Raw genomic sequence first — 12,967 nt, forward strand, 5'->3', positions numbered from 1 at the left:
GGCCATATGAACGGCACATCACAGAAAGATCAAAGTTTTATCAAATTGAAGATGCGAAAAGGCTAACCTTCATATTTTTCCAAGAACGCTTCAGCCTTCATTGCCCGAAAGTCGTCCAATGCCGCGCGCAACGCATCATGGGTCCAATCCCACCAGGCCAGCGCGATGAGACGATCCGCGATGCTGCGAGGTTGGCGCAAACGCAGCGGCTTGGCAGGCGTGCCAGCGACGATTGTGTAGGGATCGACGTCCTTTGTAACCACGGCCCCCGCCGCCACGACCGCGCCATCACCCAACGTCACCTCGGGCTTGATCATCGCACCTGCACCAATCCATGTGTCATGTCCGATTTGGGCGATACGGGACCGCCGATGTTCAAAAAATGCCTCATCCCGCGTCGTGTCATCCCAATAATCCGCCGAGCGATAAAGGAAATGGTGGCAGGCGGCCGTATCCAAGGGATGGTCCGTCGCACCGATCCGGCTGAACGCGGCGATGTTGGCAAATTTGCCAATCCGCGCGTTGGCGATATCGGCGTAACGGTCGCAGTAAGCATAATCCCCGAACGCCGCATTGTTCAGCCGGCTGCCACGCCCGATTTCGACGTAGGCGCCAAAGGTGCTGTCGGTGATGTCGCAATCGGCGTGGATGAACGGAGCAGTCGCGCTTAGTCGGGGCATGTATCAGAGTTCTCTTTCTTCTTCATCAAAAGCGGAAGACCTTACCTGTCCTAGCCAGCTTCAGTCCTGTGGAAACATCAAGGATACCAGCCGCGACGCATGCAGCCCCGATGCCCCTGTTCATACCTGTAAGGTAAGTCGTCATCCGTCTTTGGTTCCGATCAATTTACCGCGCAGCCAACCTGACAACCAGTCCATCACCATGACCATCAAAATGATCAGGATGATGTAGTAGGCGACTTCCTCCCAGTCTTTTTGGGTCTGGATCGCCTGCGTTAGCATCAGGCCAATCCCGCCACCCGTGATCGCGCCGATAATCGTGGCAGAGCGCGTGTTGGATTCGAGGAAATACAGGACTTGCGCCAGCAAAACGGGCATCACTTGCGGAATAACCCCGAACCGGTACCGTTGGAGCGGTTTGGCGCCTGTCGATGTCACGCCCTCAATCTGTTTGTCGTCAACATTTTCAAGCGCCTCGGAAAAGGTTTTGCCGAAGGTGCCTGTATCGGTGATCAAAATCGCCAAGGCGCCAGTCATTGGTCCCGGTCCGAACGCACGGGCCAGAACCACTGTCCAGATCAGCGCGTCCACGCCGCGAACAAAGTCAAACAAGCGGCGGGTGGCGGTCCGCAGCAACATGACAGGCGCAAACCTTTTAGCGGCCAAGAACGCCAGTGGCAGCGCGATCATCGCAGCCCCCATGGTCCCAAGGAACGCCATAAGGATCGTTTCGCCCAGCGCCCAAGCGATATCCTTGTGGCGCCACATTTTGTTATGCCAAAAGTCCGACATCGCACCGATGATGTTGCGTCGTTCGGGATCGATTTGTTCACCAAACACGATCTGTCCAAATCCCATACCATGATAGGGGCTGTCGAATGTGAACCAGAACAATTCCCATCCTGCGAAATAGTTGAACACTTCGGTCTTTGACCCCGTGAGGGTGATCCGGCCCTCGGGTGTTGCGATGGCGACGCGGCGGTCCGATGCGTTGATCCAGTCGGGCAGATCCGACGGCAAATTGGTGGTGACGGTGCGGCCTTCGGCCTGCGCCTCGACAGACCCGAAGCCGGGGACGTCGATCTCGGTGCGGTTGTCGGGCAGAAAGCGGACAATCGTATCGCCACCCAGATCAACCGTGATAACGTCTGCGCCGCTGACCCAGGCTGGGCGCTTGCCTTCTGGGTATTCTCCCTTGCGCTCGCCTTCAACCGCATAAGAGATTTCACCATTCCGGTTATCGCGGGTGACGTGTACCTTATGGGACCAGATGTCAGAAGTCAGCGTGCGCGCGTTGTCCATGTTGGCGCGTTGGACCAAGCCCGGCACATCAAACGCAAAGAAGATATAGGCGAAATAAACCAAGATCACCGCGGGCACACCAAAAGCAAACAGACGCTTTCGGCGAAACAGACCTTCAGCGTGGGTCTTCGAGGCTTGAATATCCAACGATGTCATTGGGCTTGTCCTTCGGTCAAACGGTTGCGGTAGCGGCTTGAAATCTGGTCAAAGAAAACGATCGTACCGAACAGCAGCACAAAGATCGCTGCGGCCTCATCGAACCGGCCCGGCCCCCAAGCCATCGCATTGCGCAGCTCATAGCCAAGGCCGCCTGCACCGACAAAACCCAGAATGGCAGAGGCGCGGATATTAATTTCGAACCGCAACAAGGTGTAGCTGACATAGTTTGGCGCGACTTGCGGCAAGACACCAAGAAGCATCCGTTGGGTCCAAGTGGCCCCTGTTGAAGCCAAACCTTCCACAGGTTTAAGATCCGCATTTTCAGCCACTTCGGAAAACATCTTGGCCAGAGCACCAGCGGTGTGCAGCGCGATTGCGATCATCGCAGGCACAGGGCCGCCCCCCAAAATAAAGATCAGCACCAACGCAATAACGATTTCGGGGATCGCGCGCAAAGTATCGGAAAAACGGCGAAACAACGGGATCAACCGCGGCCATTTGGCAAGACCACGGGTTCCCAAAAGCGACAGGATCAACCCCCCCACAGCGCCGATGATTGTAGACACAGCCGCGATATTGATTGTTTCAACAAGGGCTGGGAAAAATTTAGCAATCAGGCTTGGCAGATCGCGGCGTTTGCCCCAAGCCTCGGCAAGCACCTCACTTGGGTAGTCGCCAATTTGGTGCAACCCCTCCCAGAACCCGCCTGCATTGCGATCATCTGCAATGTTAAAACCGGACACCATCAAGACCACAAACAGCAACAACGCCAAGCCACTATAAAGCCTGCGCCGCCCAACCTGTGCAAGGTAGCTTTCACGAATATCACCAAGGCCAGGTGTCGCTGCCCGGCCTGTCGTGTCTGTTGCTGTCATAATGCTGCCTCGCATAAAAAGACCGGTCGCCTTCAACGCGAAGGCGACCGGGGCCGTCATGAAAATATCTTAGTTGCCGATCACAGACTGACGCGCCGCAACGATGCTTTCGTAGGTTTTATGGGTCACTGGTACAAAACCAAGCGTGTCACCCGCAGCAACCCCGTAGGCACATTCGGCGTCACGCTCATAAAGTGTGTCGACCAGCTCGGTCATCGTCGCCTTGACGTCCGCTGGCAGGTCGGCACGCAGAACAACCGGACCTTCTGGGATAACGTTGGACATCCAGATCTGCTGAAGATCGTTCATGTCGACAAGTCCCGCATCAACCGCACGACGCAGCGCACCCGAGTTGTAACCGTCTTCCCATTCGCCCTGAGCGTCGGCCCAGGTGACGCCGGCGTCGATGTCACCGTTTGCTACGGCAATGATCGTCTGCTCATGGCCGCCAGTGAATTTAACTTCACCAAAATAGTCGCCGGATTCCATCGTGGCGCCAGTCGCTTTTGGGATTTCGATAGACGGGATCAGGTAGCCGGATGTGGAGTTGGGATCACCAAAACCAAAAACCTTGCCCTCTACATCTTTCAAAGCTTCGATGCCGCTGTCCACACGCGCGAACCCGATCGAATGATACCCGATGGAACCGTCGAGGTTCTGCTTGACCAAAACGGGTTCAATGGCTTCGGGGTCTTGCAGGTATGTTGCAGCATAAGAGGAAGCGCCAAGCCATGCCATGTCGATTGTGCCACCCAGCAGACCTTGAATAACGCCGTTGTAGTCGGCAGGCGCGAACAGCTTTGTCTCAACACCAAGCGCTTCGGTGGTGTAATTTTGCATGCAGGCATAGTTGTTCATGCGGTCCTGTGCGTTTTCACCGCCTAGGATTCCGATCCGGAATTCGGTGATTTTTGCGTCCTGAGCGAAGGCAGGGGCAGCTAGGGCAGTTGTGGCCAAAGCGGCGGCTATAACAGTTTTCATCAGTCTCTCCATGGAGGAATTAAGCGCGTGTTGGCGCAGGTTATCTGGCTCAGGCGACGGCCTCGACTTTGGGCGCGTCGGTTCTGTCCAGCGTTTCAATTTCGGTTGATGTGGCGGCTTCGGAAAAATCCGAGCCTGCCCCATAGATGTCGCGGGCGACGCCTGTGGTCAGTTGTGCTGGCGTGCCATCAAACACGATACGCCCATCGCGCATCCCGATCACGCGGTCGCAGTAACGGCGCGCGGTATCCAATGTGTGTAAATTGGCGATGACCATGCGGCCGTCTTCTTCGTGAATGTCGCGCAAGGATTGCATGACGACCTGCGCATTCATCGGATCAAGCGACGCGATGGGCTCATCCGCCAAAATGATTGCGGGGTCCTGCATCAGTGCCCGCGCAATCGCGACACGCTGTTGCTGTCCGCCTGACAGGGCTTCGGCACGTTTAGGCGCCTGTTCAGCGATGCCAAGCCGATCCAGAATATCGATGGCTTTGTGAATATCGGACCGGGGATATAGGTTGAACATCGTCGCCAGTGTCGAGCGACGGTTCAGCGTGCCGTGCAACACATTCGACACAACATCCATGCGCGGCACCAGATTGAACTGTTGAAAAATCATCGCGCAACGTGATTGCCACTGACGCCGCGCAGCACCACGCATCGCCGTCACATCTTCGTTTTTAAACAATATTTCACCGTCTGACGCATCGCTCAACCGGTTGAGCATCCGCAAAAGGGTCGACTTGCCGGCACCCGATCGCCCGATAATGCCAATCATTGCGGGTTCATTGATTTGGATATTGGCAGTATCCACGGCGATTTTGTCGCCAAATCGTTTTGTCAGTCCGTTGATGCTTAGCATGTCATCCCCCGATGAATTTGAGAGATACATAAGCCCGCAATTCAACACTCAGGTGACAGTTTTGAATCAGATTGGTGATGGTTTCTTAAAGGTTACGTGACAGTGAATGGGCAGCCGCAAGGTTCGCGGTTTCATTCTGCCCGGCAAAATTTTCATCGCGATACACATGCGAGTAAGCCCGTCACACACTGGCTATATTAACGCATCTGCACGCGCCGCCTGCGGATCAAGGTCTGTCATGACGCCTGCCCGTCTTGGGGTGTCAGAAAACTTACTGCGACGACGGACAGTGCAACCATACCCGAAGCGATCCCAAGCATCAGGGGCAGCCCGCCCACCTGATAGCTTAACCCCGATGCGAGCGTCCCGATCAAACGCCCCGCAGCGTTTGCCATGTAGTAAAACCCGACGTCCATGGTGACGCGTTCTGCCTTGGTGAAAGACAGGATCAAAAAGGAATGAAGCGAGGAGTTCACTGCAAAAAGCGCCCCGAACACCAACAGACCCGCGACCACGCAAAGCGTTAGCCAAGTCTGCGGGCCATTCGCAATCAAGGCCGCCACGGCCAGGACCGCTGGCACCCCCGCAAGCGCCCATGCCCAGCCACGTGCCGCTGCGATCAGTTCGGAGGTGGGGCGCGATTTGGCGCGCAGGATGCGTGGGGCGTTCGCCTGCACAAGCCCGTATAATATGATCCAAACGGCCATAAACGTCCCGATCAGGAAGAACGCAGTGCGATTGCCTTGCGGTGTTCCATCCGACAAGACCGCGTAGAAATAAATTGGGATACCGACGACAAACCACACATCCCGCGCCCCGAACAGAACCACGCGCGCAGCACTCAGCCAGTTGACGTTGGGCGATTTGGACAAGACTTCGGTGAACTTCGCGTCCTTGCGCCCCTTGGGCAGGCCCGCTGGCATGAACATCAACACCGCGATCAGGATCACCGCCAATACCGCCGCCATTCCAAGTACCGCACCGACAAATCCCACCGATGCAAGCAGGGCCGCGCCCAGCAAAAACCCCACCCCTTTAACCATGTTCTTGGACCCCGTCAGCAGGGCGACCCAGCGGAACAATCCCGCATCTCCCGCAGGCGCCAGCAATTTAACCGCCGATTTGGATGACATCTTGGCAAGATCTTTCGCCACCCCGCTGGCCCCTTGAACCAACATCACAAACACCACGGACACGCCCAGCGCCCAGCTTGGATCAAGTTGCGCCAGCGCCAAAAGGGCTGCAACCTGTAACCCAAGGCCCGCATAAAGGGTAGACGTCAACCCGAACCGCGCCGCAAGCCAGCCTGCGCACAGGTTCGTTACGATGCCCGCGATTTCGTAAAGCACAAACAGATAGGCCAGCTGCACGGGTGAGAACCCCAGCGTGTGAAAATGCAAAAGCACCAGCATCCGTAAGGCGCCGTCGGTCAGCATGAACGCCCAGTAGGCGGCCGTGACGGCGATATACGCGGACAGTCCTTCGGGGCGGGCTGTGGTCACAAACTGTCTCCGACCATAAATGCCACATCCACCAAACGATGCGCGTAGCCCATTTCGTTGTCATACCACGCGTAAATTTTGACCTGCGTGCCATTGATGACCATGGTCGATAGCGCGTCCACAATACTGGATCGTTCGTCGTTGGTATAATCCGTCGACACCAACGGGCGTTCTTCGTATCCAAGAATGCCACTCAATTCGCCTGCCGCTGCTGCTTTGAACAGGGCGTTCACCTCTTCCGCCGTCGTTGCGCGTTCCACCTCAAACACGCAATCGGTCAATGAGGCGTTCAGCAGCGGCACCCGCACCGCGTGGCCGTTTAAACGCCCCTTAAGCTCGGGGTAGATCAGCGTGATCGCCGTCGCACTGCCCGTTGTCGTCGGGATCAGAGAATTAAGCGCAGATCGCGCACGGCGCAAATCCTTGGCGGGACGGTCTACGATAGTCTGCGTGTTCGTCACGTCGTGAATGGTCGTGATTGACCCGTGCTTGATCTGCAGGTTCTCGTGGATCACCTTCACGACCGGGGCAAGGCAGTTGGTTGTGCAACTGGCCGCTGTCACAATATTATGGTGCGCCGCATCATAAATATCATGATTGACGCCAAAGACGATATTGGCCGCATTGCCATCTTTGACAGGGGCGGACACAACCACCTTCTTTACACCTGCTTCAAAAAACGGGGCCAGCTTGGCTTCGGTTTTGAACACGCCAGTACAGTCAATGACCACATCGACACCGTCCAACGGCAAATCGTCAATGTCATGCGTACCGACAAAGGGCAGACGGGTGCCGTCAATCGTGACGCTGTCGCTATCATAGGTAAACTCTGCATCCCAACGACCATGCACCGTATCAAATTCAAGCAGATGCGCGTGCATCTCAGGGTCACCCACAGCGTCGTTTATCCACGCGATCTTAGCCCCACGCGCCAACAAGGGTTTGAGCGCGAGCTTGCCAATCCGGCCAAGGCCGTTCAGAGCGTAGACTGTCATAGGGTTATCCTTTGTCTTTGATTTGGCCGATGTCATCCACGGCCTTTTGAAGGGAAATACGATCAAGCGACGCAATCGGCAGCGCGGCAAACCCGGTCATGCGATTGCGCAACGCGCCGTAGGTCTGACGGAACGCGAGGCTTTTTTCTGCGTCTGCGCCCTGGACTTTGACCGGGTCAGGCAGCCCCCAGTGGGCGCTGATGGTCTGATCCCGCCATGCAGGGCAGTCGTCATTGGCAGCCTGGTCACAAACGGTGAACACAAAATCAAGGGCCGGAGCATCATCGGTTTGAAACTCTCCGATGTTCTTGGCACGCAAAACCGACACATCATGGCCGTTTTGTTTTAACACCTCCAAGGCGAACCCGTTGAGGTCCGAGTTCGGTTTGGTGCCTGCGGAATAAACGTTAAAGCGATCCGGCGAGAGATCACGCAGGATGGCCTCTGCAAAGATCGAACGGGCGGAATTACCGGTACAGATGAACAAGACATTGAACTTTCGGTCCCCCATTTCAGGAAACCTGTGCGCGGCATCATTGGCGAAAGGCAAACAAATTTCGGGGCGCCCCCGACAACAGTCATGAAGAAGGAACCCAATCGTCGCCTGTATCGCTTCCATGTCCACCGCATAGCGCAGCGATGTTCCGACCCGCTCTTGAGAGATCAGACCAGCATGCAACAACGAGGACACATAACCCGAAAGCGTGTTGGGCTTTAAGTCCAGTGCATGCGCAAGTTCCGTCGCGGGAACCCGATTAGGGTAGCGACGCATAAGCAGCCGGAACACGGCAAGCCGTTGCGGATGGCCAAGCGTTGAAAGTCGGTCGGGAATCAATGTATCCATAGTTCGTGAATAATTGAATTATAGACTAGTACAAAGTGAAGTTTTTGTAACATTGCAACCAGCGTTGTTCTGAAATTACTTTTGTGAACAGCCTTGGGTACAGGCATCACCAAGGTTCTGCGTGCCATGGGCCCGCGTACCAGCGGCATCTGGGAAAGGAAGGGGCTGGTGGCAGACCCGTTCTGATCCGCGATGCAGCACAACTTTCGCAGGTTTCAACAACAAGGAACTGCACGCAAGATTGGTCAGGCGCTGCAAATAAAGTTGTCCATATTTGACAATCTGCCCGCAAGTCAGATCAGATTCGAAACGCTACGGTGGTAAAACCCACAGCAGCCGTAAAAATCAGAGATCAAGGAGGCTAATATTGTGATTGTAGAACGTCGCACATCTTTGTCTCGATGCGCCGAATTTTCTGCACCTTGCCTACCAGCCGCGTCACGAAATATTGGCCCAAACGTCAAGCATTTCTAACCCATGAAGTAAGTCAGGATGCCGTTTGTTAACGGGTCCATCCCTCATTGAGTTTTTCCATGACCTTCTCAAACCATGCATCATACCAGTACCACTGCCCTGCAATCTCAACCCCATAGCCCTTGCCCGGACTGCGCGCATTGAGCTGGTTAACGAGCTGCGTATGATCGAAGATAGCAAACTGTGGAAAGCCAGCCGCATTTGCCTTGGCAACTATCTCTGTAGGGCGAAATTTAGGCCGCTCTGTATCTTTCAGCAGCACTCTCTCAACATTTTCCGCCTCCGGTGTGCCAGCTTTGACAAACTCAATAGCCAAGTCAGATTTTGAAGCCTTGCCTGCCACCTTCGGCACAAAGGCCACGCGATAGCGAAATTTGGGATCGGCTTGTTCTGCATCAGTCAAACCATTGTGGAAGTCATCCATTGCAGTCGCCACGTTTGGTGGCAAATCCTGACCGACTAAACTGGCCCTCTGGCCCCCATCGAAGGTAACGAATTGAAGTGCTATTGGCAGCCGCTTTTCCAACGCAAATTCTTTGCCAAACAGGGTTTTGATCGCTTCATTGAAGTTGATGCAGCAGGCTTGCAGTTTGGCGCCAAGTGCGTCGTCAATCCGGTCAGTTGACTGATGCTCAATCTCATGACGGATTTCCGTCAGGAAGTTGAGATTGTCAATGACGCCCTTTTCAATCGGACACCCGCCGTGGGCAAGGCATTGACCTAGTTCCCAATACATATCGGCACCATGCTTTGTTTTCTTTACAACCCCAGCCTGCTTGTACCGATAATCTACGCCCTCCCTCTTGTAATAGGCATGCATGAGGTACGTCCATGCAATGACGCTTGTGACGATGAACAGTTCAGCGCGGCAAAACAGCCCTGCGCTGTTAAAGGTATGAACAGCCGCAATCATCGCTTCCCGCGCCTTGATTGATAATTCATCGCCCTTGAAATGAAGCCCTGTTACAGGGTCTATATCCGGCCATGCATTCAGAAATGCGTCCAGTTCAATGTTGCTTGCCGGTTTGATAGCTGCGTGCATCTTCCCATCTTTAATCTGGGATATCCGAGCTTGGTTCACAGAGCGTGTTGGTCGCGAAAAATAGGCGTGAACATCTTGCGGGACGTAGTTCTTTTGTAGCATCGCTTTCACAATTGCCACTTCCCACTTTTCCAGCGTCTTTCCTGTTCTACGTGCCAATGCCTATGAGCCTTCAGTTATTCTCGGCGACAACTTCAACGACTGTCGGTCATGATTTTGAGAATATGGTCAGCTTTTGAAGGAAAGGTCGAAGCCATCTGACGTTCGATAGTGATTTAGTGGCGGACCGAGGAGGATTCGAACCCCCGACCCCCTGATTCGTAGTCAGGTACTCTATCCAGCTGAGCTATCGGTCCACTACGGCGCGGTTTAGTCTTGCCGCGCGATAGATGCAAGCCCTCGTTTCATCAATTTGCGAAGAAAATCAAACCAGCGTCACATCGCCTTTCGGCAACCTAATCCGAAAGGCGGTTCCATCGGTTCCGGTGTTGCTCAGTTCGAGGGAACCGCCATGCCCCCGGACCAATTCCGCAGAAATTGCCAGCCCCAATCCAGACCCGCCTTTTGTAACGCCGCCCTGAAACGGTGTGAACAAATGTTCCTGGGCTTTGGGGGGCAAGCCCGGCCCGGTATCGCGAATGTCAATGAACCATGCGCTGCTGTCTTCACTTGCAGATACGTTGATCTCGCCGGGTTTGCCGCTGGCGATAATCGCCTGACGCGCGTTGCGGACCAGATTTGCGATGACACGAAACACTTGTTCTGCATCAGCGCGAATTTGCATAGACACAGGAATATCCTCGGACAGACTTAGATCATAGTCTCCGGCGGCCAACCTTTCACTGTCTATGACATCTTCCACGATCGGCGACAGCATCGCCACGGTCAAAGTGGGGCTGGGTTCTTCTGCTTTGCCAAAGGCCAAAGTGCTTTCACACAGATGCACAGCCCGTGTGATCGAGTTCACCAATTTCGGTGCCATCCGTGCGACCAACGGGTCTTCGCTGGACTCGATACGATCCGTAAACAACTGCGCCGAAGTCAGGATATTGCGCAAATCATGGCTGATTTTGCTAACGGCACTGCCAAGCTGCGCCAAGCGCTCTTTCTGACGCAATGCGCTTGTTAGTTCCGTTTGCATGGATTTCAGCGCCTCTTCGGCTTCGCGCAATTCCGTCACGCCCGCGCCAGGTTCAATGATACGTCGCGCATCTTCTGGCGCTTCGGCATAACGTTGCATGTGATCAACAACACCCTTGATCGGTTTGACCAAAAGCGAACGTACCGCCAGAAACAGCAACACGGCGGTGAAGACCGAAATCACAGCGGATAAGATCAAAATGCGCACGCCATAGTCTATCATCGCGGTCCGCAAAGGCCCGGTTTCCATGGTAATTTCGATTAACAGCCCTGCTTCGCGCAAAGGTGCACCGATCACGCGGATCACTTCATTCTCAGACTTGGTCAGCCGCATCATGGCGTCGCGGATCAACACCAGTGCTGTGCCATCGCGCAAATCGAATGTTTCCGAGATCGGCTGCGGCATCGGGGTTGCCAACATCAGTTGGCGCACCTCGTCGCGGCGCAACACCACGTTGAACACGCCCGCGTTTTCCAGCAGTTCCTGTTCCAGTTCGCTGTCCAACATGTCATCGGCCAGCAGCGCCAGTGAAGCAATCTGCGCCCGCTCAAGGTGATCCAGCAGGTAGTTTTCGCGGTACCGTGCAATCGATGGCACAAAGATCAAAATCTCAGCCAACATGACGAAGACTGTGGTCAGGATCAGGAAGCGGCCAGAAAGCGAATTCAGCATGGTGCCTCAGAACTCAAGGAATGAAGCGTTGGACAAAGCCCACCACCCGTTTCACCGTAGGGTTATCAAACAATCGAGGCGTGTAATAGGCACCAGCCGCGCGTTTGTTGACTTCGCCAATGGTCGGATATGGCGCGACCATGGCGGCGACATGGCTCATCTTCATGTTGTTGGCCAGAACCAGCGCCCACAGGTTGATCAATTCGCCCGCTTGGTAGCCTACGATTGATGCGCCGACCGGGCGGCCCTTGACCACCATCAGCTTGATGAAGCCTTTGGTTTTACGTTCCGCAATCGCGCGGTCGTTGTGGTGATAGTCAAAGCGGATCACTTCCAATTTGTCGCCGTGGGCGTCCCGCGCCTGCGCTTCGGTCAAGCCAACTTGGGACAGTTCTGGATCCGTGTAGGTCGCCCAAGGGATATGCGACGTCTTGGCCTTGGACGGCAGCCCAAACAGCATGGACCGGATGATAACGCCCGCGTGGTAGCCCGCCACATGGGTGAATTGCAGCCCGCCCGCCACATCACCGATGGCATAGACTTTGCGGTTGCTGGTACGCATGGACGCGTCGACTTCGATACCTGTGCGTGTGGTCTTGATGCCCGCGGCATCCAAATTCAGCTTATCGGTATTGGATTTGCGGCCAACAGCCATCAACAGGTGCGAGCCTTTGAAAACGCGACCGTCTTTGACCTCGACTTCGATAGCACCGGCTTGCCCTCGAATTTCAGCGGCCATTGCGTCTTCAGCAATCTCTACCCCTTCATCTTTCAGCGTATCCAGCACGACCTTGGCCAGTTCGGGATCGTCTTTGCCCAGCGCCTTTGCGCCCTCAATCACAGTTACCTTTGATCCCAAACGGATGTGGGCCTGCGCCATTTCCATCCCGATGGGGCCGCCCCCGATGATCAACAGGTGCTCAGGTTGTTCACGCAGGTCGAACAATGTCTCGTTTGTCTCGTAGGGCACATCGCTAAGACCGGGAATGGGCGGCACCAAAGGCGATGAACCCGTTGAAATAACAACGCGGCGGGCTTTGATCACTGTATCGCCTGCTTGCACTTCCGTGGGTGAAATGAAGTGGCCATATTCGCGGATCACGTTGACGCCAAAGCCTTCAAACCGCTCTTGGCTGTCCACCGGTGCAATGGTCGCGATCACATCGGCCACATGATCCTTGGCGGCGGCATAGTCCACTTGCGGGTCTGTGTCCGCCACGCCGTAAGGCGACGCATGTGCCTGCCCGTAAGCGGCTTTTGCGCTGGCGATCAGCGCCTTGGACGGGACGCACCCGAAGTTCAGACAATCGCCGCCCATCTTGTGACCTTCCAGCAAAGTCACAGATGCACCCATCTGACTGGCACCTGCAGCCACAGACAACCCGCCGGACCCCGCACCAATAACCAAAACATCCGTCTTAATACGCTTCATTGT

General features: G+C 55.1%; 11 protein-coding genes and 1 tRNA gene. All 12 read right to left on the reverse strand.

Annotated elements, in window-relative coordinates; all coding sequences use genetic code 11:
- Positions 1–62: 62 nt before the first annotated feature.
- On the reverse strand, positions 63–680 hold the full coding sequence (locus ASD8599_RS15640) for a DapH/DapD/GlmU-related protein (protein ID WP_108829395.1): 618 nt from the start codon (positions 678–680) through the stop codon (positions 63–65).
- Between the two features lie 141 nt (positions 681–821).
- Positions 822–2,138 (reverse strand): phosphonate ABC transporter, permease protein PhnE, encoded by a 1,317-nt coding sequence (gene phnE / locus ASD8599_RS15645; RefSeq protein WP_108829396.1) that lies wholly within the window; start codon positions 2,136–2,138, stop codon positions 822–824.
- The gene (gene phnE, locus ASD8599_RS15650; RefSeq protein WP_108830227.1) at positions 2,135–3,016 is read right to left on the reverse strand and encodes a phosphonate ABC transporter, permease protein PhnE; all 882 of its coding nucleotides are present in this window, start codon (positions 3,014–3,016) and stop codon (positions 2,135–2,137) included. The genes phnE (ASD8599_RS15645) and phnE (ASD8599_RS15650) overlap by 4 nt, the downstream gene beginning before the upstream one ends.
- Before the next feature lie 69 nt (positions 3,017–3,085).
- On the reverse strand, positions 3,086–3,997 hold the full coding sequence (phnD, locus tag ASD8599_RS15655; protein WP_108829397.1) for a phosphonate ABC transporter substrate-binding protein: 912 nt from the start codon (positions 3,995–3,997) through the stop codon (positions 3,086–3,088).
- A 49-nt stretch (positions 3,998–4,046) separates the two neighbouring features.
- A complete protein-coding gene (phnC, locus tag ASD8599_RS15660) occupies positions 4,047–4,862 on the reverse strand; it encodes a phosphonate ABC transporter ATP-binding protein (RefSeq protein ID WP_108829398.1) in 816 nt (271 codons plus the stop codon).
- Between the two features lie 236 nt (positions 4,863–5,098).
- Positions 5,099–6,364 carry an organoarsenical effux MFS transporter ArsJ gene (gene arsJ / locus ASD8599_RS15665; RefSeq protein WP_281261560.1) on the reverse strand — a complete coding sequence of 422 codons (1,266 nt, stop codon included), beginning with the start codon at positions 6,362–6,364 and terminating at the stop codon, positions 5,099–5,101.
- Positions 6,361–7,359 carry an ArsJ-associated glyceraldehyde-3-phosphate dehydrogenase gene (locus ASD8599_RS15670; RefSeq protein ID WP_108829399.1) on the reverse strand — a complete coding sequence of 333 codons (999 nt, stop codon included), beginning with the start codon at positions 7,357–7,359 and terminating at the stop codon, positions 6,361–6,363. Before ASD8599_RS15670 ends, arsJ begins: the two co-directional genes overlap by 4 nt.
- 4 nt (positions 7,360–7,363) lie before the next feature.
- Positions 7,364–8,203, reverse strand: a complete 840-nt coding sequence (locus ASD8599_RS15675) for an arsenate reductase/protein-tyrosine-phosphatase family protein (RefSeq protein ID WP_108829400.1) — start codon at positions 8,201–8,203, stop codon at positions 7,364–7,366.
- 502 nt (positions 8,204–8,705) lie between these two features.
- Positions 8,706–9,878, reverse strand: coding sequence for a DUF3644 domain-containing protein (locus ASD8599_RS15680; protein ID WP_108829401.1), 1,173 nt, complete (start codon positions 9,876–9,878; stop codon positions 8,706–8,708).
- 120 nt (positions 9,879–9,998) lie between these two features.
- Positions 9,999–10,075: transfer RNA gene (locus ASD8599_RS15685), tRNA-Arg, on the reverse strand.
- A gap of 68 nt (positions 10,076–10,143) precedes the next feature.
- The gene (locus tag ASD8599_RS15690; protein ID WP_108829402.1) at positions 10,144–11,532 is read right to left on the reverse strand and encodes a sensor histidine kinase; all 1,389 of its coding nucleotides are present in this window, start codon (positions 11,530–11,532) and stop codon (positions 10,144–10,146) included.
- A 13-nt stretch (positions 11,533–11,545) separates the two neighbouring features.
- Positions 11,546–12,964 carry a dihydrolipoyl dehydrogenase family protein gene (locus ASD8599_RS15695; protein ID WP_108829403.1) on the reverse strand — a complete coding sequence of 473 codons (1,419 nt, stop codon included), beginning with the start codon at positions 12,962–12,964 and terminating at the stop codon, positions 11,546–11,548.
- Positions 12,965–12,967 lie beyond the last annotated feature (3 nt).

This window comes from Ascidiaceihabitans donghaensis, from assembly GCF_900302465.1.
In the GTDB taxonomy this organism is placed as follows: domain Bacteria; phylum Pseudomonadota; class Alphaproteobacteria; order Rhodobacterales; family Rhodobacteraceae; genus Ascidiaceihabitans; species Ascidiaceihabitans donghaensis.

Excerpts from the sequence above, each read along its gene's own strand:
- phnC (WP_108829398.1), bottom strand. The coding sequence starts at position 4,862 with ATGCTAAGCATCAACGGACTGACAAAACGATTTGGCGACAAAATCGCC.
- phnE (WP_108830227.1), bottom strand. The coding sequence starts at position 3,016 with ATGACAGCAACAGACACGACAGGCCGGGCAGCGACACCTGGCCTTGGT.
- ASD8599_RS15640 (WP_108829395.1), bottom strand. The coding sequence starts at position 680 with ATGCCCCGACTAAGCGCGACTGCTCCGTTCATCCACGCCGATTGCGAC.
- ASD8599_RS15695 (WP_108829403.1), bottom strand. The coding sequence starts at position 12,964 with ATGAAGCGTATTAAGACGGATGTTTTGGTTATTGGTGCGGGGTCCGGC.
- phnD (WP_108829397.1), bottom strand. The coding sequence starts at position 3,997 with ATGAAAACTGTTATAGCCGCCGCTTTGGCCACAACTGCCCTAGCTGCC.
- ASD8599_RS15675 (WP_108829400.1), bottom strand. The coding sequence starts at position 8,203 with ATGGATACATTGATTCCCGACCGACTTTCAACGCTTGGCCATCCGCAA.
- phnE (WP_108829396.1), bottom strand. The coding sequence starts at position 2,138 with ATGACATCGTTGGATATTCAAGCCTCGAAGACCCACGCTGAAGGTCTG.
- ASD8599_RS15690 (WP_108829402.1), bottom strand. The coding sequence starts at position 11,532 with ATGCTGAATTCGCTTTCTGGCCGCTTCCTGATCCTGACCACAGTCTTC.
- ASD8599_RS15670 (WP_108829399.1), bottom strand. The coding sequence starts at position 7,359 with ATGACAGTCTACGCTCTGAACGGCCTTGGCCGGATTGGCAAGCTCGCG.